The organism is Pseudophaeobacter profundi (assembly GCF_029697505.1).
GTDB classification, from domain to species: domain Bacteria; phylum Pseudomonadota; class Alphaproteobacteria; order Rhodobacterales; family Rhodobacteraceae; genus Pseudophaeobacter; species Pseudophaeobacter profundi.
The window spans coordinates 17098-37900 of the sequence record NZ_JARJEF010000015.1; the positions used below are offsets into that span (position 1 = coordinate 17098).

The following is a 20803-nucleotide window of genomic DNA, read 5'->3' on the forward strand; positions in this document are numbered from 1 at the left end:
TTGCCGTCAGAATGGGAATGCCACGATCCTTTGAGTCCGGCAAGAAGAATCTAAATGTAGTGTGAAAGTTATCCACAACACCTATAGGTGTTGCCGCGTAAAAAACTCAGCAAGTCATTGATATAGATATATTAAATGCAGATGCCCCCGAATCGAGCCGCTACTCTGTTGAGTTGGCACATTAGCAGCTAACCCCAAGCAACTAATGGCACTTTCTGCCTCCTGCGGAGTTTTCTTCCGGTGAAATTTTTTGGATTCGGGTCAGAAGCTACATCTGATCTTGGCTCGATTCGTACGGCATGAGGCCAAGTCGTTCCGCCCGCTCCAACAGCATTTTCACCGAAGACGGCTGCCATCTTGTTCGGCCACGAGGCGTGCGTTCGCGCATAGATTCCAACCGTTCACAGATCGCTTGAAGCGTGATGTCGGGATCTGCGCCCTTGATGCCAGCAATAATGGCGGGCAGGCGATCGTCCGTTTCGCGGCGCCCGGCGCGGGCCAGCACCTCGATAGGCAGGAAGCCGTCGCCGACATAGGCCTTCACAGCGCGCAAGAGACGGCTTTGGGTCCAGCGACGCGCCTCGGGCAAGGGGCCGTTGATGATGCGCACCACGTCTTCCCAGGCCAAGTCGGGTCGCAACCGGCGCACATGGGGCACCCAATCTTGTGCCGTCTCGTTTAGACGCTCCATGTAGCCGTCTCGTCGCGCCAGCCGTACTTTGCGAAGAGCAGCAGGGTCTTTGGCCCGCAGTCCAGGGTTCCCGCCGACCCGGCCCTTGGTACGGGCGCTCGCCAGCCCTGCTTTGGTACGTTCCCGGATCAGCGCCCGCTCGAACTCGGCCGCGGCGCCCAGAACCTGCAGCGTGAACTTGCCTTGCGGGGATCCGGTGTCGATCGGGTCCTGAATGGAACGAAAGAACGCCCCCTTGGCCTCCAACCGTTCGATCACCTCGAGAAGGTGCGACAGAGACCGTGCGAGCCGGTCGATCCGTACGACAACCAGCGTGTCGCCCTTGCTAATGCGCTCCAGCAAGCGGGCAAGCAACGGCCGGGCACGATTGCCGCCTGAGGCGTGCTCTTCGAAGATCTCGACGCATCCCGCAGTTTGCAGGGCCTCAGACTGGGGCAGGGGGGTCTGATCCTCTGTGGATACGCGCGCATAGCCTATCAGGGGCATGAAAATCGGCCGTTTGCAATTTCATATACCGTTACTAAACGACCATTTGTAAACGAATGCAAGGGCGTGCACTTTGGCGCTGTTCAGCAGGGAACCCTTAGCTTCCATACGCTGAACACGATCAGAGATCTCTCGCAGACCACCGCGCGCGCGTGCCATATAAGGAGTGTGGGCGCACCCAAATAAAACCCTTGGGTAAAATGCAAAAGTGCCATATTTTGCATATATGAAGCCTCAAGTCTCTATGAAAGATGAACGTTTTGACGATCCTCTAGTGGATACGGAGGGGCTTGAAGAGACGTCTGAAGACGACCTATGGTTCCTGCCTGGTCCGATGGAAGTGGAGCCCGATTATCTGCCTCCTGGTCCAAGGAGAAAGCCGCGTGAAACCGCAGTCCTCGACGATTGGCGGAAGGCAGAGGCGGGCAATGCCGCCCGTCTCGCCCGTGTGGCTGGCCGGATCGGCGCGCTAGACGACCGGCTGAAGCGTGGCCCGAAAGGATGGCGGCACAGACTGGCCCTGATCGAGGCGGCAGACCTCAGCTGGTTTGTGGGCGACCGGATTGGTCCAGATCGGTTGGCGCTCTGGATCTCCATGCGCCTTTCCGGAGTTCAGGACGACACCGCCGCACTCGCGCGTGTCGGTTGGGCGGTGCGCCGTCTGACAGGCGGTCCCGGCCCAGAGGTGGACCTGTCCGCCTTCCTCGATCGCCGTGACCCCGAAAACTTGGCTGATGAAGCCGAACCTTTTGCGGATCGCGCGGGCGGGTGGCTTGACCTGATGGCGCAAGCCGCCGACCTGCACCCGATCACGCGCGCCAGCATGGGATTTCACCTCTGGAGCCTCGCCGGCCTCGGGCAACAGGGCGACCGGATGGAAGCTGCGGTTACCGCCGCACGCGTTGCGGCCAGTGAGGGTAAGGGAGCAGTCTTTTCTCCGCTGGCAATGGGTGGTGTAGGAGGCCTGCGTTCTGGGGGGCCGCCTGCCAATAGGCTGGCGCGCTGGCTCGACGGGATGGAGAGCGCATGCTTGATCGCAATGCGACATCTGAATAACGTTGAGGACTGGACTGCACGAGCAAAAGCCGTGATGGTTTCGCTTTCAGGGAAAACGCCGCCGATTCTGCGAGCTGCGCTTACCGAATGGCCTCTCGTATCCGCTCCCATGGCTGAGGCTACGACCGGAGCCAGCCGCGCGGCCGTCCAACGCAACCTCGCTTGGATGGAAGCCCGAGATCTAATTCGCGAAGTAACTGGACAAGGACGATTTCGGATGTGGAGAATTGCAATCTAGGAGGATCGGTAGCCACTCTAATTCTGTTTTGATTTCAAGCGGTGAACTATGATCGACCTTTCGTGTGAGTCACCCTAGCGTCAGCACCATCTCGTCCGAGAGCGACAAGTCCGGAATATGCAGATTTTCAGGTGCCGGACCTTTGCGAATGCGCCCGGCCGCATCGTAATGCGAGCCATGACAAGGGCAGAACCAACCCCCGAAATCCCCCGCCCCATCGCCCAGAGGGACACAGCCCAGATGGGTACAGACACCGATCATCACCAGATAAGCCTCGTGACCCGCAATGGCTCGATTCTCATCGCTGGCAAGCGCATCGTCGGGCAGATTGGGGTTGCGCGCCTGGCTGTCTGGCAGGTCAGAGGCCGCCTCTGCCCGAGCCTGAGCCATTTCTGCCTCCGTGCGATGACGGATAAAGACAGGTTTTCCGCGCCAGTTGACGGTCAATTGCGTTCCGGGCGCAAGATCGGAGATGTCGACGGTGATCTGTGCCAGAGCGCGGACATCGGCGGAAGGGTTCATCTGGTTCACCAGTGGCCAGAGCGCAGCCCCTGTGGCCACGACCCCCGCCCCGGCCGTTGCGTAATACAGGAAATCCCTGCGCGCGGTATCCTCTGACGCTTCCATCATCGGGCATGTGTCCGTGTCTCCAGCGCTGGAAGGTCAACACGCGAGATGTAACGTTTTGTCAGCGACCTCTCTTCGGATCAACAAACAAGCTGCATCAGCGCGTCAATGGTGTGGGGCTGCGCCTTTTGCCATCATGAGGTGGTGCTCCTGGTGATGCGCCCCGATGGTCATCAGGCCAAAAAAGCCAAGTCCCTGAATCTGAGCGGCATCGCCATCGACACTGAGCGCCACGCCATCTTCGAGTTCCTCCGTGACAACGTCCCAGCCGGTTTCAGCCGCAAGAAAGGGCGCATGGGCGGGCACCATGGCGCGGATGGCCTCGAGAACACGGGGGGAACCCCGGATCTCGAACCGGGCCCCTTCCGGCCGCAGGGTGCGGGTGACCACGGCCTCCTGGGTTAGAAGGTCCATATCGACCAGATGGCGGCGCAATCCGTCGATATCGACCCGCTCCCAATCCGTCTCGGGATCGGCCTGCAGGATCGCTACGATCTCCGCCAGGGCGGCAAAGGCCGATTGCCCGGTTTCCTGCGGTCCACCCATGTCATGGCCAGTTGCGGAATGGGCGTGCTGAGCAGCCACGGGTGCGGCCATCACTATGGCAAGGACGAAGGGAATGAGACGCATGGACGGATCCTTCAATGGGGTGCTGTCATCTTTACGCTAGCAGGGGCGGATGCATCGCAATATGATTTCAATCATATGTTGCCAGACCCCTATGATCTTATCCCGAGCTCAGCCCTGCGCCCACTCTCCGGCGCGGTTGGCGATGTGGTGTTTCACCAAGGCGACCCCACCCACGGTCTCTATGTCGTGCAAACCGGACGCGTGCATCTCGAGCGGGTCGGCCCAAATGGCGAGCGGTTCATCATTCACCGTGCCCAAGCCGGTACAAGCTTTGCCGAAGCTTCGATGTTTTCAGAGGTCTATCATTGCGATGCGGTCTGTGTTGAGGCCGGAGCGCTGATCCGGATCGACAAGTCTGCCGTCTTGGCCGCCTTTGCCGACCCGGCATTTGCCCGCGCCTATGGCCGTCAGGCCGCTCAACAGATACAAGCGCAGCGACAGATGCTCGAGATTGTCGGCATTCGGCGCGCAGAGGACCGGGTCATGGCGGGGTTGGTCGCGGGCCTGCTCGACGGCTCCGTCGTCGAGTTCGCCGCCCGGTTACAGCTGAGCCATGAGGCGACTTACAGGGCGCTGCGAAAGCTTGTGCAGGACGGGCGGGTCACAAACCCGGCCCGCGGGAGCTATCACCTGCGCCCATGACCCGATCAGCTGTGGCTCGCGAAGACCGAGGTCACCCCGTCGGAGCCAACAAGCAGGGTATCAAAAGTGTCACCGGCCCCGGGACCGCCCATGCCGGGCGAACTCATCGGCATGCCGGGGACCGTCAACCCGCGCGCCACCGGTTGTTCTGCCAGCAGCTGCGTGATGTCCGCGGCAGGCACGTGACCCTCGATGAAATAGTCGCCTATCATCGCCGTGTGACAGCCAGCAAGTTCCGGTGCGATTTGCAGCCGATTTTTGAACGCATAAAGCACATCCTGATCGACGTCCTGCGCCTCGACGGTGAACCCAGCCTGGCGAACATGTTCGACCCAAGCGGTACAGCACCCGCAGGTGGGGGTTTTCAGGACTTTTATGACCGGTTCCGTGTTGGCCAGTGCTGGCAGGGGAAGTGTGGCGACCGCTCCGGCCAGCAAAAATGTGCGTCTTTTCATCATGTGTTCCTTTTCGAATTATTCGAAATCGTAGAACTGTGTGTTCGAGAGTCCGGAGGCTGTTCCTGCTCTGTCGGCGTGAGGGCGGATGTATCCAGGGCGTGCCCGCTTGCTGGCCCGCGAACGGGCTGGATCAACATCTTGTCGACCCAGAGGTCGCGCGTCGTGCGTAACTGCTCGATGCCGATCGTCATTCCCTCGTGGCCCTTCGCGGGCTGGGCAACGTAAGTACCCATGAGGCGGTCCCACCATGGCAGGTTGAAGCCGTAGTTTGAATTCGTTTCGCGCGGATCGACCGAATGATGCACGCGGTGCATGTCGGGTGTGACGACGATCCATCTGAGCCATCGGTCGACCAGCCGCGGCAGGTTGATGTTGGCATGATTGAAGAGTGCCATAGCGTTAAGGATGATCTCGAACAACAGAACCGCGACGGCGGGCGGACCAAGCGCCGCGACCAAGGCGAGCTTGATCGCCATCGAGATGAGGATCTCAATCGGATGAAAGCGTAAACCAGTCGTTGCGTCGAATTCGAGGTCCGCATGATGCATACGGTGCAGCCGCCATAAAGCTGGAACGGCATGGAACATGACATGCTGCAGGTAAATGGCGAAATCGAGAAGCAGCATGGAGAGGATCACAACCAGCCAGAAAGGAACCTCGATAGTGTTGAACAAGCCCCAGCCCCGCTCCTCGGCCATGACCGCCAGACCAACGGCCAGGATTGGAAAGGACAACCGGAGGATCGCCGTGTCGATCACGACAAGAGCCAGGTTGTTCGACCAACGGATGACACGCGGAATGTCACGTCGCCGACGCGGGGCGGCGAGTTCCCAAAGCGCCATGGCGGCCAGCACACTCAAAAACGCCGTCAGACGAATCTCCGGCTCTGCGGCTAGAATTATGTCCATCACAGTCTACGGCTCCTCTCTGTGAGAGCTTAGGGGCGGATGCGCATCTCGCACATCAGTCTTTTCTTGCGCGGTCGCGGCACCCGCTTTCTGGACGATATCGAGATCCCGCGCGTGGCGCTCGTCGAGACACTCGGTTTCGAGCTGCAGCGTGACCATGTGAAACCCATGCTGCTCCGTCAGCCGTCGATAGGCCCTGTTCAGCAAGTGCGCGGCCTCGGCGGGTGCCCTATGGCGGATATGGGCGGAAAACGCGTGTTTGCCGCTGGTCAGCGTCCAAGCATGCACGTGGTGAACATCCACAACCCCGTCCTGGTGGTTCAGATCCGCCATCACAGCGTCGAGATCCGTTCCCTCGGGCGTGCCTTCCATGAGAATGTGGACCGCTTCTTTGATTACGCCGACGGAGGCCCAGAGGAGAACCACCCCGAACGCCATGCCGAGGATCGGGTCGATCGCGAGAAAGCCGGTGAACTCGATCACGAGAGCGGTCACGATGATCAGGAGGCTGCCGACAAAGGTCTGGATGATGTGCCAGAGCGCGCCGCGGGCATTCAGATCGTCTTTGCTCGATTGCCACATCAGCCCCAGCGAGATGACCTCTGTGATCAGGCCACCGAAGGCGACCCAAAGCATTGGGCCCGTGGCCAGGTGAATCGGGTCTCCGAGCCGCATCGCGCCCATCCAGATCACCAGAATCGCCATGCCGAGAAGAAAGCCGCCATTCACCAGTGCCCCGATGATCTCGGCGCGGTACCAGCCGAAACTCCGCACCGAATCCGCTGGACGGCGGGCAATGCGCTGCGCGATGATGGCCACCAGAACGCCGCCAACCGCCGACAGGGTGTGAAACGCATCCGACAGGACGGCAATCGAGCCAGTCCAGAGCCCGACGGCCAGTTCGATCACGAAATAGACCCCGGTGAGCCAGGCAGAAATCACAAGGGCTTTGCCCGAGGTCGGCATGTGCCCGGCGTGGGAATGACTGGCCATATCAGCTCTCCTCCCGTTGCGCGCCGGTCTTTCGCGTGGCGGCCAAGAGAACCGACAGGCCGGTAAAGCCACCGAGCGCAAGCGCGGTCCATGTGGCGGTGCGGGAATCTCCGTTCATCGCCTGGCTGCCCATGTGAGCGAGCAAAAAACTTGCGGGAATAATCCCGGCCATCGTGGCCAGCGCGAACCTCCAAAGATGCAGCTTGCTCAGACCTGCGGCGTAACTGATCATATCGAAGGACAGAAACGGCAGAAGGCGACTGCCGAAGACCAGGAAGGTCAGAGTGTTCTGGGACCCGAACAGGCCCGCGTTAATCTTCTGACCGAGATGACGCTCAACGAAGGGACGACCCAGGCCGCGGGCCAGACCAAAGGCGGCAAGCGCACCGAGTTCCGCACCTAGAACGACGAAGAGCGTCCCGTACGTGTGTCCATAAGCCGCTCCGGCGGCGAGTGCGATCGGCGCCGAGGGCAGGGGGCTTGCGACAATAGCGATTGTCATAAGGGCCACGATGACAATTGGTCCGGCAAGACCTGCCGCCTCGATCCAGCGGTCAATTTCCGCACGATCCGGCAGGCGAATGTCGACGCCAAGGACGTCGGGGAAGGCCAATGCGACGACTCCCATCAGGAACACCGCAATAAGAAGAACGCGCATCATCATGGATCAAAACACGGCATAGAGCAGAACGAAGAACGTCGCTGCCAAAAGGTCAAAGGCCACGCAGAATGGAATATACCAGTTCGGAATCCGGGCGAGACGATAAGAATTGTGGTGTGACATGTCCCAAAGGGCGTGCAGGGCCAAGCCCAAGGGGAGGAAGGCCCAATGCCATATCAGCCCCAGGAAGGCTGCCGAGCCGAACAAAAGGGCCACGGCGAGCTCTGCCCAGAACACGCGCGCTCTGCCGTCCGCGGCGCCAAAGCCGATATAGGCACCGCCAATCAAAGCAAGCGTGATCGAAGCAAGAGCTATCGAGCTCTTTTCATCCAAAAACAAGTGAGCCGGCATTGAGAGCAAGACAATCAACACGCCAACCCATACGGGAAATTTCAAGATATCCCCGTGTCGATGGTGCGATAAGTGATCGCCTGTCTTTTTGAAAATCTGTGCCATGGCTTGGTACCTAGGGATTCCAGCAACTGGAAGGTCAAGGGTTATTCATCCACGCGCGCAACGCGGCGCTCACTCAACCGTTCCACGGGGAGGTCAAAGGACCGATATCAGGACGCATTTGACGCTGACGCCCGGTTCATGTCCGACGCGCGTGGCGATTTTCAGTCATCTTTCGCCTTCTGCCAGACTTGCTGGCAGGCTGAGTAAAGAAACGTCGCTGACCAGGTCAGCAACATGAAGCCCAAAAGCGATTGCAGCATCAGCAACAGTCGAAAGGGCCCGACCACCTCTATGGACGAATAGCCAAGGGTCGAGAACGAGATGCCCGTAACATAGAGAACATCCTGAAACATCGGCGGGCTGTTGCTGAACGATTGCGGCAGAACGCTTGCCACCACCATCGTGTTGAACACGGCGAGCGTCACAAGTTCCAATACGTGCAGCAACAGCAACGCGGAAAACGTCAGGATGATCCGAAAGCCGGAGCCATCCGACCGCTGCGGGGAAAACTTCAGAATGCCCGACAACGCATAATGATGGACAATTCCCATCAGGATCGCCGCGCATATTCCGACAAACATGGCCATCAACTCGGTCATACCCCCCAAACCCGTCTTCCTATTCAAACAGGTCAATCTGACCATACATCAGGCTTTTTAGCACAACTGGACCGATTGATTCTTCACAGGTCAGGCCAACGCGGGGGGCAACCCGTTCAGGGCGACATCCACCGGAACGGTCGGCAAGTTCGATGCAATCCAGCCAGGCCCTTCGCCTGATCCCAACATCCCTTCCGAGATATCGGCGTAGCCCGAATAACCAGCTTGTCTTAACGCTCGAAGCAGCGATGCGGAGCGTCCGCCAGTGGCGCAGATCAGTCCAACGGTGCGATCACCGCTCAGTTCCTTCGCCCTGAACAATCGGTCCGGAAAACCGGACGCGTGCATGCTTATCGGCCATACACCAGCACCTACGCCGGTTTCTTGCCACTCTTCGCGCGTTCTGACATCGATGATCCGCGCCGTATCCGATAGAAGCGCGTCAAAGGCATTCTCTGCCGACCAGACAGATCGGCTCTGCGCCAGCAGCGGTGACGCCGTGACGGTCAGCACCGTCATATGAGCACCCAGAATGAAACGGCGCCGGTTCAAATCAAGAGCCATATTCGAAAACCTCATCCTTTGATCGGTTGCGATCCCAAAGGTCACATAACATGCCAGCAACGCTACCCGGGAGCACGACACGGTGCAGGCACAGATTTGTATCCATCTGTAGCAAGGGACTGACCTGATACAAATGGCTACAATTCTGCCCATGAAACACGATGCAACGATGATTTAGGAAAGACACCATGGGACCGCCACCTCATATCCTTATCGTGGATGACCACGCACAGATACGTGAAAGCGTCGCGCGCTTTCTGGAGAAGAACGGAATGCGCACGACCGTCGCCAGGGATGCCGTGGAGATGGATGCCAAGCTGGCCACCGGTCACTTCGACCTGCTCGTGCTCGATGTCATGATGCCGGGCGAGGACGGTTTGTCGGTTTGCCGCAGACTTGCGCCAGAAGGTGATCTTCCGATCATCATGCTGACGGCGCTTGGTGAGGAAACGGATCGGATCGTGGGGCTGGAAATCGGTGCGGACGATTATCTCGCCAAGCCATTCAATCCACGAGAACTGCTCGCCCGCATCAAGTCGGTTCTTCGGAGAAGCAACCGCGACGAACCCGTGGCCGGAAGCCTCGCTGGGAGGAAAGTCTCTTTTGCGCACTGGATACTGGATACCGACCGGCAGGTGCTGATTGACGAGTCCACCACCGAGACGCCATTGACGACCTCCGAGTTCAAATTGCTGGCGGTCCTGCTGGAACGCGCCCGGATGGTGCTCAGCCGTGACCAGTTGCTTGACCTGACCGCTGGTCGGACGGCAGGCCCGATGGATCGCACCATCGACAATCAGATCAGCCGCCTCCGTCGCAAAATCGAGCCGGATGTATTGCGACCGAGTGTCATCAAGACTGTGCGGAACGGCGGATACTGCCTGGCTGCCGATGTCGAGGATGCGCCGTGATGCGCCGTGCGATGAGATCTCTGAGCGGCCAGTTGATCCTGCTTGTGGTCGCGGCACTTGTCGTGGCCCAGGCGATCAGCCTGTTCCTGTTCGCTGACGAGCGCAGCCTGGCCATCCGTGCTGCTTTGGGGTTCGAGGCTGCTGGACGCGCAGCGAATGTGGCGCGGTTGATCGAAGAGGCCCCGTTGGACCTGCAGAATTCCATCCTTCGCGCAGCAAATTCACCACTTATCCGGTTTGATCTGTCAGACGCTCCGAGTGTGGAACACACCAGTCATTCGCATGGCGACCTTGTTGAAGGGCGTATCCGTGCGCTAATGGACGATAGCTACAGCCGCGATATTCGCGTTGAACTGCACGAGATCGAGGGCGAATTGAGGCCCTTGCCCAATCTTTCTGACGAAATGACGGAAATGCATCTCGCGATGATGCGCGGAGAGTTGACAGCGGTTGAAATGAACCTGTCGATCGCCATTAAGGGAGCGCGTTGGCTGAATGTCGGAACGCGGTTCGAGCGTCCACCAATCCAATGGCCTTTCTATTCGATGCTGACCTTTGGAATTTCCGCCGGACTGCTTTTGGTGGCGATTTTCTGGTTTGTCATGACGCGCCTGACGCGTCCTTTGCGGCACCTGTCGAAGGCCTCGGACCATCTTGGCCGGGGCGAGGATGTGCCTGAATTGACCGTCGCAGGGCCGACCGAGGTCAGGGATCTGACCGTCGCCTTCAACCGCATGCAACGACGGCTGACCCGGTTTGTCAGTGATCGGACACGGATGCTCGCAGCGCTTGGTCACGATTTACGCTCGCCGTTGACTGCTATGCGTGTCCGCGCGGAGCTGGTTGACGAAGAAGAGACGCGGGACAGCCTCATCGCATCGGTCGAAGAGATGCAGAGTATGGTCGAAGCGACGCTCACCTTTGCACGGGGCCTTACCGGATCAGAAGGCTCCGAAGTGGTCGATCTGCGCAATTTTCTGGACAGCTTGTGCAGCGATATGGCGGCACACTGCACCTTTGCCCCGAGTGATGATGTTGCCGTGCGGCTTCGACCCAACGCGTTCCGAAGGGCACTGAGGAACTTGCTTGAGAACGCCGTTCGCTACGGTGGTGCCGCAAAAGTCAGCTGGGCGACCCACGGTTCGAACCTCGTACTCAACATCGATGACAATGGGCCCGGCATTCCCGTCGACCAGTTGGAAAAGGTCTTCGATCCCTTCTATCGCCTCGAGCAATCGAGGTCTCTGGAAACGGGCGGTTATGGGCTTGGGCTCTCAATCGCGAGGACAATCGTCCAATCCCATGGCGGCGATATCCAGCTGGTCAACCATAACAGCGCGGGTTTGCGCGCTGTTGTCACCATCCCACTGGATGAAAGCGAACTAATCGAAGGAGAAACAGATGAAACTGAAAACGCTCATTCCAACGTTGCTGGCCAGCTTGCCCGCCAGCATGGCGCGAGCTGATGGTCCAGGCTCCTGGACAGGTCACATATGGGGCGGAGGCTATGGCTTTATGGGCGGCTTCATGATGCTCGCCTTCTGGGGCGCCGTGATCGCATTGATCGTGTTTCTGGTACTCAGGCTGCGGGACAATGGCACCCGTCCCCCGGACTCGGACGCGCAGGAAGCGCTCCGGCGCCGCTTTGCGAATGGGGAAATCGACGAAGAAGAGTTCCGTCACCGCAAAGCAACGCTCGACGAATAGACCCCGCCGCGGACGCCAAAGCCGTCCGACGCGACGCCCACCAACACTGGATAGGAAAGAACGCCATGTTCCCGGAAATTGGTCACTTCGCACTGGCCCTCGCGCTGGCGCTTGCGCTCGTTCAAAGCGTTCTGCCGATTGCAGGTGCATCGCGTGGAAACGCCGTCTGGATGAAATCCGCCCAGGCGACGGCAATAGGACAAGTGCTGTTTGTGGCCATAGCCTTCGCAGCGCTGATGCAGGCCTTCATCGCCAGCGACTTCACCGTCAGGAACGTCGTCGAGAATTCCCATTCGCTCAAGCCGATGCTCTACAAGGTGGCCGGGACCTGGGGCAGCCATGAGGGTTCGCTGCTGCTCTGGATCCTGATACTCGCGGTGTTCGGCGCGGGCGTCGCCTGGTTCGGATCGAACATCCCCGCCGAGACCAAGGCGCGCACCTTGTCGGTGCAGGCGTGGATCAGCGTCGGCTTCCTGTCCTTCCTGCTGCTGACGTCGAACCCCTTCGAGCGGGTGTTTCCGCCGCCGCTCGACGGCAATGACCTCAACCCGTTGCTTCAGGACATGGGTCTCGCCATGCACCCGCCGCTTTTGTATTTCGGGTATGTCGGCTTCTCCATCGTATTTTCCTTTGCCGTTGCGGCTCTTCTGGAAGGGCGCGTCGATCCAGCCTGGGCCAGATGGGTCCGCCCGTGGACATTGGCCGCGTGGGTCAGCCTTACGGCAGGTATCGCTCTTGGATCTTGGTGGGCCTATTATGAACTGGGCTGGGGCGGCTGGTGGTTCTGGGACCCGGTCGAGAACGTGAGCTTCATGCCCTGGCTTCTGGGCACGGCGCTGCTGCATTCCGCCATCGTCACCGAAAAGCGCGACGCGTTCAAAAGCTGGACCATCCTGCTTGCCATCCTGACTTTCTCGCTTTCACTTCTCGGCACGTTCATCGTCCGATCCGGCCTGCTTACCTCCGTGCATGCCTTCGCCGTCGATCCAGAGCGCGGGCTTTACATTCTGGGTCTGCTGGCCGTGTCCATCGGTGGGTCGCTGGCGCTCTACGCCTGGCGGGCGCCCGAAATGGAGCCGGGTGGTCTGTTTCGCCCGATCAGCCGCGAAACCGGGCTGCTCGTGAACAACCTCATTCTGGCCGCCGCTACGGGAACGGTCCTGTTCGGGACGCTTTATCCGCTGATCCTCGAAGCTGTCACCGGGGACAAGATCTCGGTGGGTCCACCTTTCTTCAACGCGGCCTTCATTCCGATGATGCTGGCGCTGGTCGTGTTCATGGGTCTTGGTCCATTCCTGCCGTGGAAGCGGGCTGATATCGCCGGTTTGCTCGATCGCATTCGGTTCGTGGCCGTGCTGGCGGTCATTGCAGCCTCGGCCGCATGGTATCTTCTGAACGGTGGGCCGATCATGGCCTATCTTGCCATCCTTGGCGCAGCGTGGCTGCTTTTTGCGACCCTACGGGAATGGGCGCTACGCATCCGTCTGTTCGAGGTTTCCCTTGCGGAGAGCGCGAGACGCGCGCGCAACCTGCCACGCGCCTCTCACGGTATGACGCTTGCCCATGCCGGCGTCGCTGTGTTGATGATGGGGATGATCGGCTCGACCGGATGGAAAAGTGAGGAGATCGTCTTTGCCGGCCCCGGGACCGAAGTCACGATCGCCGGGTTCGACATCACCTTCGAAGGGGCCGCAAAGGTTCAAGGGCCGAACTACATCGCGGATCGCGGCACCCTTGTGGTGCGTCGGGATGGCGAACTGGTCACGACACTATTCCCGGAACGGCGGTATTACCCGGTCGCGGAAAGTCAGACGACGGAGTCGGCCATCCGGTCCACATTGGCGGGTGATCTCTATACGTCGATTGCAACGCCGGCCTCCGATCAAGTGAACAACGCCGGAGCCTGGACCCTTCGGATCCTCTATGAACCGCTCGTCAACCTGATCTGGATCGGCTCGATCTTGCTGGTGATCGGTGGCTGTTTGTCCTTGTCGGATCGCCGTTTGAGGGTCGGGGCGCCGCGCCGCGCCAAACAGCCAGCCAGCGATGCTGTTCCTGCGGAGTAGGAGAGAAGATGAAACGTCTCACTGCCGGGCTGCCGTTTATTGCGGCGGTCATATTCGGGGGGTTTTTTCTCTGGGGGCTCAATCCCGACCGGGATCCCAATGAGATCCCTTCCGTCCTGATCTCGCAACCGGCCCCGGCGTTCGATCTCGATCCCGTGCCGGGGTTGGAGACACCCGGCCTGGCCCGAAGCGATCTTGTCGGCAACGAACGACCGGTCGTGGTCAATGTCTTTGCGTCCTGGTGCGTGCCCTGCCGCGCGGAACATGCCGTGTTGACACGCTTTGTCGAACGCGGGGGCATGCGGTTGTTCGGCATCAACTACAAAGACAAACCAGAGGATGCCGTGAAGTGGCTCAATGACCTCGGCAATCCCTACGAGCGGATCGGGTCCGACCTGTCGGGCCGCACCGGGATCGAATGGGGCCTGTCAGGCGTGCCGGAAACCTTCATCGTCGATGGCGGTGGTACCGTTTTGTTTCGCTATGTCGGGCCGGTCGTCGGTCCGGACGCCGTCGAACGGTTCACGCAAGCCCTGAAGCAAGCAGGCGCACTGCCAAATGGAGCAGCATTATGAGACAGTTGATTTTCGCGTTTTGCATCGGGCTCTTTCCCTTTGCCGCCAATGCGGTCGAACCGGACGAAATGCTGAGCGACCCGGTATTGGAACAGCGTGCGCGGGAGATTTCCAAGGATCTACGATGCGTCGTCTGTCAAAACCAGGACATCGACAGCTCGAACGCGGGTGTGGCGCGGGACTTGCGTCTGCTCGTACGCGAGCGACTGGTCACCGGAGACGCTGACACCGAGGTGATCGAATACATTCGGGCGCGGTACGGGGATTACGTGCTGCTGAAGCCGCCTCTGGAGCCTGCGACCTACGCGCTTTGGTTTGCGCCGATCGCTTTCGTCCTCATCGGGGTTTTCGTTGGTGGTGGGGTACTGATGAGTCGGCGAAAGCAAGAGGCATTTGAAGATTTGGGCTCGGAGGATGAAAACACCGTGTCCGAAATTCTCAGACGAAACGAAGCGGGGGATGCGTCATGATCTGGGGTATTTTCGGTCTTCTGACGCTGCTCGCAGTCGGAATTGTCCTCTACCCGCTGCTGCTGTCCAAATCGAACACTCTCACCAGAGGAGATGCGGTACCGGCGATCCTTGCCGATCAGATGCGGGAAATTCAACGAGACATGGACCGCGGTTTGATTTCTGAACAGGAAGCTCAAGCAGCCAGACTCGAGATCAAAAAACGGATCCTCGCGACGACCCGCAATTCGGGAGAAAAAACCGGATCATCCCGCAATGGCGGCAGAGTCACTCTCGTTGTCGCGGCGGTCCTCGCGCCGGTTATTGCCGCGGGCTACTATCTGACAATGGGATCGCCTGAGGTGCCTTCAATGGCCTTCGCTGCCCGTGCAGAGGAGCGCGCACAGACTGATGAAGTGACGGCGCTTGCAATACAACTTCGCGAAAGGCTTGTATCCGATCCGACCGGCGGCCCCAGCGAAGGGTGGATGCTGTTGGGCCAGACCTATCAGCGCATGGGCAGAACAGTTGATGCTGTCGAAGCATTTGAAGTTGTCGCCAAACGGGAGGATGCCACCTCCGCGACATTCTCTATGCTGGCGGAGGCTGTCGCGGTTGCCAATGATGGCGTTGTTATTCCACGGGCGAAATTGGCCATTGATCGCGCTTTGGAACTTGACCCATCCAATCCTGCGGCAACCTATTTCGAGTCTCTCTACCATCTTCAAAAAGAAGAGACGCGTAAGGCCTACGATCTGCTCGTTTCCCGGCTGAACCAGGAAAAGACGTTCGTGCCCTGGATGGAAACATACGTTTTGCAGATCAACCGGATTGCAGCGGCCGCCGACCTCCCGGTCGTCGATCTACCCAGCGGGCCGACATCACAACCCGGCCCGAGTGCGGCAGATGTTGCGGCGGCGTCAGAGATGAATGACGCGGACCGCGCGGAGTTCATCCGCTCGATGGTCTCGCGGCTGGCTGGGCGTCTTGAGGATGAACCGGAAGATCTGGATGGTTGGATGCGGCTGGCAAACGCCTATACCGTCCTTCAGGAGCAGGATCGCGCCATTGAGGCCTACCGTAAGGCTGAAGCGCTGTTGGAGCAGCAGCCCGCCAATGATCCTCGGCGTGCGGCGGTCCGCGCTGCGCTCGAGCGGCTCGGCGGCTGACTGCTGGTCGGTGTCCCGCCCGGGCAGATCACTCCTGTCCGGCAACCTTTGCGGAAACATCTCGACCGCTGGCTTGCGCCAAGGCGTCCATCACGTCTTCGGTCGTAAGCAATTCGGACAGCACAATGCCGTTTGGTGCCGACGGTCCATAGACGGCATTGAAAGGGATGCCATATCTGCCGAAACTCTCAAGGTAACGGGAAATGCGCGCGTCCGGGCGTGTCCAATCTGCCTGCATCGGCGTGACGCCTGGCCCGTCCAGCGTACTGCGGACCGGCTCCCGGTCGATAACAAGTGTCTTGTTCGCTTTGCAAGTCAGGCACCAGTCAGCTGTTACATCGACAAAGACGACCTCTCCTGCGGACACGCGTTTCGCTATGTCCGAACGTTCAAATGCGACCCAAGCCAACGCCGATTGCGACCCTGCACGGGCAGGCGCTGATTGCTGCAGGAGAGGACCCGCGGCAAGAGCCAGAACAAGACTGGCCGTGGCAATAGACCATCTGAATTGGGACTGCACATTCGGGAGGGACAAGATCAGAACGGCGAGACCGGAAGACGCCGCGACCGCGATGACGGAGGCCAGCCCGGCGACACCGTCGAGCACCCAGAACAGCCAAACGGCGGTTGCAAGCAGCAAGATCCCCATCAAGCTCTTGACGATCAGCATCCACCGGCCAGGTTTGGGCATGAACGCGACCAGACGCGGGAACGCGGCGATGACGAGATAGGGCAGGGCGAGGCCGAGCCCGAGGCTCGTAAAGACGATGAGAATGTCCACGCCACGCCCGGCCAAAGCAAAGGCCACCGCGGTGCCGAGGAACGGTGCCGAACAAGGCGTCGCCATGACGGCACCGAACATGCCGGTGAAAAAGTCGGCGGAATATCCGCTCCGCCCTCCGGTATCTGCAAGCCTTGTCTGCATGCCTTGTGGAAGGGCGAACTCGAACGCTCCGAACAGATTTGCCGAAAAGACGAGCAGGGCTGCGATCATCACCGCAAGAAATAGCGGACTTTGAAATTGCAGCCCCCACCCGACGCTGAGCCCTGCCGTCTGGAGCGCCCAAAGGATGAGCGCCAGACCCCACATGAACGTCATGATGCCAGCGGCGGCTGCGACGAAACCGAACCGGACACGGGTTGTGTCGTGATCTGTGTGTTTGAGCACAGACGACACCTTGATGGACAGCACCGGCAGCACGCAGGGCATCACGTTCAGGATCAATCCACCCAGCAGCGCGATCACGGCAATCCAGAGCAGTTCCATCATGTCCGGTGTCGTGGCGGCCAGTTCGAAGGGCGGTGCCGTACGTCGCGCCACGCGATCCGCAATCACGGTGAAGGCCCGGTTCTCGCCATCGGTGACGGTAATCGACGGCGCCACCGTCACATCCGTATTCGACGAGAGGATCGGCAAGCGCGCCCAAAGCAAATGATCCTCTTCTCCCAAACGTATATCGGGTTTGCCAAGCGCAACACCGATACCCAGTTCGGGAAACACATCCGGCGACTGGAGTGGTTCATCGACGCGCAGATTGACGATCAACTCCGTGAGGTCTTCGTCGATGAAGGCATTTGCCTCGCTGACGCCACCCGCCTCGGCTCCTTCGGGGACGCGCTCGGAAAACGTGCCAATCAGCCCAGCCGCAGTGCTGTCGATGCCGTTGCCGCGTCCGAGGCGAAGTGACAGGTCGAACTCTTCCGGGACACAGACATTGGAGCACACCAGCAGTTTGACTTGCGCGGAAAGAGTCACAGGTGCGCCGGGATCTTTGAGCGTTATGCGCAGCGGAAAGACGACTTCACCCGCATAACCAAAATTTTCGATGCCGAAGGCGGTGAAGCGTGTCGGGGAAGGCCACATGAATTCGACATCTGCGACGTTTTCGGAACCGCTCCATTCGACCGAAGGCGGTATTCCCACCTCTCCTGGCGACCGCCAATAGGTCTTCCAGTTTTCGTTCAGTTGGAGATGAAGTCCGGCGGAAAGAGTCTGCGTGTTCTTGGAAACACCGTCCTGTGCCGTGATGAGATGCGCCTTCAGCGGAGAGCTTTGATACGCGGCTGATGTCTCCGCCGAGCCACTGCCAGAGGAAAGCGCCAGGATCAGTGCGGGCAAAATCAGAACCCGGCGCAGTGTCGACAGGGTTTTCGCCAAGGATCCGCTTCCTTCCCTTAAAGCCGGCTCGGGTTGAATCTGCACCCGGAACTTTGTCTCAAAGACCGCCGACGGCAAAGCCTTGTCGACCATCAGAACAAACAACACGCGCTACGTCGGCAGAGGACGAGGATATCAACCGACACCCGTCGGGGAGGATGATCGATGCCTGCTTGGTGGAAACGATGACCTCCCGCTCGGGACAGTCTTCAAGACTTGCGGCGCATCCGCCAAGCGTTGTAATCGTCAGCAACCATGCGCTTGCTCGCATTTTCCCGCGCAAATTATCGCCTGTTGCGTGCAACCACGGGAATCGCAGAAGGCACGGACACGGGTGTTTCTTCGATACTGCCTTTCTCTTCGTTCGAATGGCACGACTTTCCCATAAATTTGTGCATCACGAGATGCGCCCCAACGCAAAGCAGCAGTGGCGCGAAAGCGGCTGCATTGCTCCACATACCCGCGAGTGTGCCGCCAGCAAGAAAAAAACCGGCGACAGGTAAGAGCATCACAATGCAACACGCCATCATTCCGTAATGCATGAGCCTGTCTGCGGTTGGCTTGTTCTTATGGTTCTGGTGGTCCATGTCGCCCTCTTGGCTGCTTATCTGCCGCCATTTGCGACCCTCCAGGGGGGCAAGGTCAAGGATACAAATGGATACACTTCTCGCGGCCTTGTCAGGTTGCCAGATGCCGGGTCTCGCGTAAAAGACGTGTGACAAAACCGAGGCTAGGAGTGTGTCATGACGTCTTTGCGGAATAACAAGATTAACCGACGACGCCTATTGGGTTTGGCGGCGGTTGCTTTGGCCGCCCCAAGCGTGGTTCGGGCCGAAGTCATTCGCCGCAATATCTCTTCTTTCCGAGTTCACGAGTGGCAAGACCATTTCGATACGCTTGGAAAGGGTATCATTATCTCGGACACGGAAACACGGGCTCTGCAGCATTGGACAGCAGATGGGTCAATGCGGATCTATCCGACATCCGTTCCTCTGACCGCTGAACTCACAAAACGCGGTTATACCGAAGTCGTGGAAAAGCGCAAAAACCCCAGCTGGGCGCCGACGCCCTCCATGCGGGAACGCAATCCAGAATGGCCGGCACGTGTCGAGGGAGGCGATCCTGCCAACCCTCTGGGTACCCGCGCATTGTATCTGTCCTGGCAATACTACCGTATCCACGGAACACAGGACACGCGAAAGATCGGTCGTCGGTCGTCAAATGGCTGCATCGGTTTGTTCAACGAACAGGTTGAAGAGCTTTACGAGCGGGTGCCCGTCGGCACTCAAGTCAAACTCATCTGACCCAAGAGACAAGGCGGAAGATACAGGCATGGACAAATTGACTGCGCTGATTGGTGCCGTTTTTGTTATCGGCGGGAGCGTTGCCGCTTGGCAGTTCATTGGTACGCAGGACACAGCAGTAGGCCACTCGATGACCCCACCTGACACGAGTGAGATCGCGCAAGGCGACCCCATCGTCCAGGTCAAGCTGCCTTCCGAGCTCTCAACGCAAGCAGCGATCGGCAAAAACATATTCGAGACCAAGTGTTCTGAGTGTCACGGCGAAAACGCTGCTGGACGCAACGATATTGCGCCGCCTTTGGTGCACAAGATTTACGAACCCGGCCACCATTCCGATATGGCCTTTGTTCTGGCCGCTCAGAACGGCGTGCGTGCGCATCATTGGAAATTCGGTAATATGCCCAAGATCGAGTGGCTGACCCAAGGAGACGTCAAGATGGTGGCTGCCTATGTCAGAGAACTACAGCGGGCCAACGGGATCAACTGATGCGTTGGTCGAAGACGAACAGATGGATCCTGTCGATCGTTTTTGGCCTGTTCCTTGTGGTTCTCGGTGTCCCTGAGGCACCAGCGTTCCATGGTGAATCGTCTTTGGCGCAAGAATCACACAGTCATGAAAATGTGGGGCCATCTACGAGCGAGGCCTCTGGTCACTGTCATCCGGGACTCGACTGTTCTGTTCCGGCAGCGTTGTTGTTCCCAGCAACGGTGGTTTACGAGCCTCATTTTATGAACGCCGTCATGCAAGACGGCGCGACCCAACGAACCGAAGTGCGCCCCGACAGCGATCCTCCACCCCCACGGAAGTGGGTCTGATTTCACACCCCTCTTAGAGCAGACCCATTAAAGGATCGAAGACATGAAAAAGACGACTATCGCAGCGGCAGTGTTGATTGCAGGAACCGCGGTTGCGGCATTTGCGCATAGCGGTGCCACGGGCATCGTAAAGGAACGCATGGATGCCATGGCCGCCATGGGAAAGGCAGTCAAAACCGTAGCCCCGATGATGCGGGGTGAAACGGCCTATGACGCAGAAACAGTGGGCGATGCAGCGCGCCTGTTCCAGCAGCACGCCGGCGAGAGCATGACAAAGCTGTTCCCGGAGGGCACGGGGGGCATGCCCTCGGAAGCCAAAGACGAGGTGTGGACCGATTGGGACCGCTTCGCAGCATTGGCAAGTCAGCTGGAGGAATACTCTGAGGGCCTGGAACGCGCAGCCGACAATGGATTGGGCGGCATGGGTGGCAATACCTCCACGGATGGCGCCTCGATGATGGGCGGCGGATCCATGATGGGAAGCGATACAACCATGATGGGCGGGAGCGCGATGATGGGCAGAGGCGGCATGATGGATGCCGCCGCCATTTCCGAAATGCCCGCCGACGCGGCATTCGCGATGACGACCCAGGTCTGTTCCGCATGCCATGAACGCTTCCGGGCGGAAGAAGACTAACC

24 protein-coding genes are annotated in these 20803 nt (G+C 59.3%); 12 read left to right on the plus strand and 12 right to left on the minus strand.

Annotation, left to right across the window (positions count from 1 at the left end; translation table 11 throughout):
- Positions 1 to 268 precede the first annotated feature (268 nt).
- Positions 269 to 1177, minus strand: a complete 909-nt coding sequence (locus P2081_RS18010) for a recombinase family protein (RefSeq protein WP_278924257.1) — start codon at positions 1175 to 1177, stop codon at positions 269 to 271.
- Positions 1178 to 1403: 226 nt separating this feature from the next.
- Between P2081_RS18010 and P2081_RS18015 the strand changes: the two genes are divergently transcribed.
- The gene (locus P2081_RS18015; RefSeq protein ID WP_416046487.1) at positions 1404 to 2471 is read left to right on the plus strand and encodes a hypothetical protein; all 1068 of its coding nucleotides are present in this window, start codon (positions 1404 to 1406) and stop codon (positions 2469 to 2471) included.
- A gap of 69 nt (positions 2472 to 2540) precedes the next feature.
- Here the strand turns inward: P2081_RS18015 and petA are convergent, their stop codons facing one another.
- Entirely contained in the window at positions 2541 to 3098 is a 558-nt protein-coding gene (gene petA / locus P2081_RS18020) for a ubiquinol-cytochrome c reductase iron-sulfur subunit (RefSeq protein WP_102888838.1), read from the minus strand.
- Between the two features lie 105 nt (positions 3099 to 3203).
- A complete protein-coding gene (locus tag P2081_RS18025) occupies positions 3204 to 3728 on the minus strand; it encodes a hypothetical protein (protein WP_102888827.1) in 525 nt (174 codons plus the stop codon).
- Between the two features lie 75 nt (positions 3729 to 3803).
- Between P2081_RS18025 and P2081_RS18030 the strand changes: the two genes are divergently transcribed.
- Positions 3804 to 4370, plus strand: a complete 567-nt coding sequence (locus tag P2081_RS18030) for a Crp/Fnr family transcriptional regulator (RefSeq protein WP_102888826.1) — start codon at positions 3804 to 3806, stop codon at positions 4368 to 4370.
- Positions 4371 to 4375: 5 nt separating this feature from the next.
- Here the strand turns inward: P2081_RS18030 and P2081_RS18035 are convergent, their stop codons facing one another.
- From P2081_RS18035 to P2081_RS18065, 7 genes are all read right to left on the minus strand, one after another.
- The gene (locus P2081_RS18035) at positions 4376 to 4828 is read right to left on the minus strand and encodes a DUF411 domain-containing protein (RefSeq protein WP_102888825.1); all 453 of its coding nucleotides are present in this window, start codon (positions 4826 to 4828) and stop codon (positions 4376 to 4378) included.
- Positions 4825 to 5736, minus strand: coding sequence for a sterol desaturase family protein (locus tag P2081_RS18040; RefSeq protein WP_102888824.1), 912 nt, complete (start codon positions 5734 to 5736; stop codon positions 4825 to 4827). Before P2081_RS18040 ends, P2081_RS18035 begins: the two co-directional genes overlap by 4 nt.
- 6 nt (positions 5737 to 5742) lie before the next feature.
- A complete protein-coding gene (locus P2081_RS18045) occupies positions 5743 to 6729 on the minus strand; it encodes a cation diffusion facilitator family transporter (RefSeq protein ID WP_102888823.1) in 987 nt (328 codons plus the stop codon).
- A 1-nt stretch (position 6730) separates the two neighbouring features.
- Complete coding sequence (locus P2081_RS18050; protein ID WP_024099408.1) at positions 6731 to 7393, minus strand: TVP38/TMEM64 family protein; 663 nt, start codon at positions 7391 to 7393, stop codon at positions 6731 to 6733.
- A gap of 3 nt (positions 7394 to 7396) precedes the next feature.
- Complete coding sequence (locus P2081_RS18055; protein WP_024099407.1) at positions 7397 to 7846, minus strand: DUF6010 family protein; 450 nt, start codon at positions 7844 to 7846, stop codon at positions 7397 to 7399.
- Between the two features lie 161 nt (positions 7847 to 8007).
- Positions 8008 to 8445, minus strand: a complete 438-nt coding sequence (locus tag P2081_RS18060) for an ion channel (RefSeq protein WP_040104431.1) — start codon at positions 8443 to 8445, stop codon at positions 8008 to 8010.
- Positions 8446 to 8535: 90 nt separating this feature from the next.
- Positions 8536 to 9009 carry a rhodanese-like domain-containing protein gene (locus P2081_RS18065; protein ID WP_024099405.1) on the minus strand — a complete coding sequence of 158 codons (474 nt, stop codon included), beginning with the start codon at positions 9007 to 9009 and terminating at the stop codon, positions 8536 to 8538.
- A gap of 188 nt (positions 9010 to 9197) precedes the next feature.
- Between P2081_RS18065 and P2081_RS18070 the strand changes: the two genes are divergently transcribed.
- From P2081_RS18070 to ccmI, 7 genes are all read left to right on the plus strand, one after another.
- Positions 9198 to 9920, plus strand: coding sequence for a response regulator (locus P2081_RS18070; protein ID WP_007803380.1), 723 nt, complete (start codon positions 9198 to 9200; stop codon positions 9918 to 9920).
- Positions 9920 to 11386 carry an ATP-binding protein gene (locus P2081_RS18075; protein ID WP_024099404.1) on the plus strand — a complete coding sequence of 489 codons (1467 nt, stop codon included), beginning with the start codon at positions 9920 to 9922 and terminating at the stop codon, positions 11384 to 11386. Before P2081_RS18070 ends, P2081_RS18075 begins: the two co-directional genes overlap by 1 nt.
- The gene (locus P2081_RS18080) at positions 11322 to 11627 is read left to right on the plus strand and encodes an SHOCT domain-containing protein (RefSeq protein ID WP_233486461.1); all 306 of its coding nucleotides are present in this window, start codon (positions 11322 to 11324) and stop codon (positions 11625 to 11627) included. The genes P2081_RS18075 and P2081_RS18080 overlap by 65 nt, the downstream gene beginning before the upstream one ends.
- 65 nt (positions 11628 to 11692) lie before the next feature.
- A complete protein-coding gene (locus tag P2081_RS18085) occupies positions 11693 to 13693 on the plus strand; it encodes a heme lyase CcmF/NrfE family subunit (RefSeq protein ID WP_024099402.1) in 2001 nt (666 codons plus the stop codon).
- A gap of 8 nt (positions 13694 to 13701) precedes the next feature.
- Positions 13702 to 14268, plus strand: coding sequence for a DsbE family thiol:disulfide interchange protein (locus P2081_RS18090; protein ID WP_024099401.1), 567 nt, complete (start codon positions 13702 to 13704; stop codon positions 14266 to 14268).
- On the plus strand, positions 14265 to 14738 hold the full coding sequence (locus P2081_RS18095; protein ID WP_024099400.1) for a cytochrome c-type biogenesis protein: 474 nt from the start codon (positions 14265 to 14267) through the stop codon (positions 14736 to 14738). The genes P2081_RS18090 and P2081_RS18095 overlap by 4 nt, the downstream gene beginning before the upstream one ends.
- Positions 14735 to 15886 carry a c-type cytochrome biogenesis protein CcmI gene (gene ccmI, locus P2081_RS18100; protein ID WP_024099399.1) on the plus strand — a complete coding sequence of 384 codons (1152 nt, stop codon included), beginning with the start codon at positions 14735 to 14737 and terminating at the stop codon, positions 15884 to 15886. Before P2081_RS18095 ends, ccmI begins: the two co-directional genes overlap by 4 nt.
- A 28-nt stretch (positions 15887 to 15914) precedes the next feature.
- Here the strand turns inward: ccmI and P2081_RS18105 are convergent, their stop codons facing one another.
- Positions 15915 to 18044, minus strand: a complete 2130-nt coding sequence (locus P2081_RS18105) for a protein-disulfide reductase DsbD family protein (protein WP_278924258.1) — start codon at positions 18042 to 18044, stop codon at positions 15915 to 15917.
- A gap of 284 nt (positions 18045 to 18328) precedes the next feature.
- Positions 18329 to 18631: a DUF2933 domain-containing protein gene (locus P2081_RS18110; protein ID WP_024099397.1), complete on the minus strand. Its 303-nt coding sequence runs from the start codon at positions 18629 to 18631 to the stop codon at positions 18329 to 18331.
- A 156-nt stretch (positions 18632 to 18787) separates the two neighbouring features.
- Between P2081_RS18110 and P2081_RS18115 the strand changes: the two genes are divergently transcribed.
- The 3 genes from P2081_RS18115 to P2081_RS18125 all read left to right on the plus strand — a co-directional run bounded on the left by P2081_RS18115 (position 18788) and on the right by P2081_RS18125 (position 20801).
- A complete protein-coding gene (locus P2081_RS18115) occupies positions 18788 to 19348 on the plus strand; it encodes a L,D-transpeptidase (RefSeq protein WP_024099396.1) in 561 nt (186 codons plus the stop codon).
- 28 nt (positions 19349 to 19376) lie between these two features.
- Positions 19377 to 19835 carry a c-type cytochrome gene (locus P2081_RS18120; protein WP_024099395.1) on the plus strand — a complete coding sequence of 153 codons (459 nt, stop codon included), beginning with the start codon at positions 19377 to 19379 and terminating at the stop codon, positions 19833 to 19835.
- 372 nt (positions 19836 to 20207) lie between these two features.
- A complete protein-coding gene (locus P2081_RS18125; protein WP_024099394.1) occupies positions 20208 to 20801 on the plus strand; it encodes a c-type cytochrome in 594 nt (197 codons plus the stop codon).
- Positions 20802 to 20803 lie beyond the last annotated feature (2 nt).

Coding starts and splice junctions, on each gene's coding strand:
- P2081_RS18010 (WP_278924257.1), bottom strand. CDS start 1,177: ATGCCCCTGATAGGCTATGCGCGCGTATCCACAGAGGATCAGACCCCC.
- P2081_RS18015 (WP_416046487.1), top strand. CDS start 1,404: ATGAAGCCTCAAGTCTCTATGAAAGATGAACGTTTTGACGATCCTCTA.
- petA (WP_102888838.1), bottom strand. CDS start 3,098: ATGGAAGCGTCAGAGGATACCGCGCGCAGGGATTTCCTGTATTACGCA.
- P2081_RS18025 (WP_102888827.1), bottom strand. CDS start 3,728: ATGCGTCTCATTCCCTTCGTCCTTGCCATAGTGATGGCCGCACCCGTG.
- P2081_RS18030 (WP_102888826.1), top strand. CDS start 3,804: ATGTTGCCAGACCCCTATGATCTTATCCCGAGCTCAGCCCTGCGCCCA.
- P2081_RS18035 (WP_102888825.1), bottom strand. CDS start 4,828: ATGATGAAAAGACGCACATTTTTGCTGGCCGGAGCGGTCGCCACACTT.
- P2081_RS18040 (WP_102888824.1), bottom strand. CDS start 5,736: ATGGACATAATTCTAGCCGCAGAGCCGGAGATTCGTCTGACGGCGTTT.
- P2081_RS18045 (WP_102888823.1), bottom strand. CDS start 6,729: ATGGCCAGTCATTCCCACGCCGGGCACATGCCGACCTCGGGCAAAGCC.
- P2081_RS18050 (WP_024099408.1), bottom strand. CDS start 7,393: ATGATGATGCGCGTTCTTCTTATTGCGGTGTTCCTGATGGGAGTCGTC.
- P2081_RS18055 (WP_024099407.1), bottom strand. CDS start 7,846: ATGGCACAGATTTTCAAAAAGACAGGCGATCACTTATCGCACCATCGA.
- P2081_RS18060 (WP_040104431.1), bottom strand. CDS start 8,445: ATGACCGAGTTGATGGCCATGTTTGTCGGAATATGCGCGGCGATCCTG.
- P2081_RS18065 (WP_024099405.1), bottom strand. CDS start 9,009: ATGGCTCTTGATTTGAACCGGCGCCGTTTCATTCTGGGTGCTCATATG.
- P2081_RS18070 (WP_007803380.1), top strand. CDS start 9,198: ATGGGACCGCCACCTCATATCCTTATCGTGGATGACCACGCACAGATA.
- P2081_RS18075 (WP_024099404.1), top strand. CDS start 9,920: ATGCGCCGTGCGATGAGATCTCTGAGCGGCCAGTTGATCCTGCTTGTG.
- P2081_RS18080 (WP_233486461.1), top strand. CDS start 11,322: ATGAAACTGAAAACGCTCATTCCAACGTTGCTGGCCAGCTTGCCCGCC.
- P2081_RS18085 (WP_024099402.1), top strand. CDS start 11,693: ATGTTCCCGGAAATTGGTCACTTCGCACTGGCCCTCGCGCTGGCGCTT.
- P2081_RS18090 (WP_024099401.1), top strand. CDS start 13,702: ATGAAACGTCTCACTGCCGGGCTGCCGTTTATTGCGGCGGTCATATTC.
- P2081_RS18095 (WP_024099400.1), top strand. CDS start 14,265: ATGAGACAGTTGATTTTCGCGTTTTGCATCGGGCTCTTTCCCTTTGCC.
- ccmI (WP_024099399.1), top strand. CDS start 14,735: ATGATCTGGGGTATTTTCGGTCTTCTGACGCTGCTCGCAGTCGGAATT.
- P2081_RS18110 (WP_024099397.1), bottom strand. CDS start 18,631: ATGGACCACCAGAACCATAAGAACAAGCCAACCGCAGACAGGCTCATG.
- P2081_RS18115 (WP_024099396.1), top strand. CDS start 18,788: ATGACGTCTTTGCGGAATAACAAGATTAACCGACGACGCCTATTGGGT.
- P2081_RS18120 (WP_024099395.1), top strand. CDS start 19,377: ATGGACAAATTGACTGCGCTGATTGGTGCCGTTTTTGTTATCGGCGGG.
- P2081_RS18125 (WP_024099394.1), top strand. CDS start 20,208: ATGAAAAAGACGACTATCGCAGCGGCAGTGTTGATTGCAGGAACCGCG.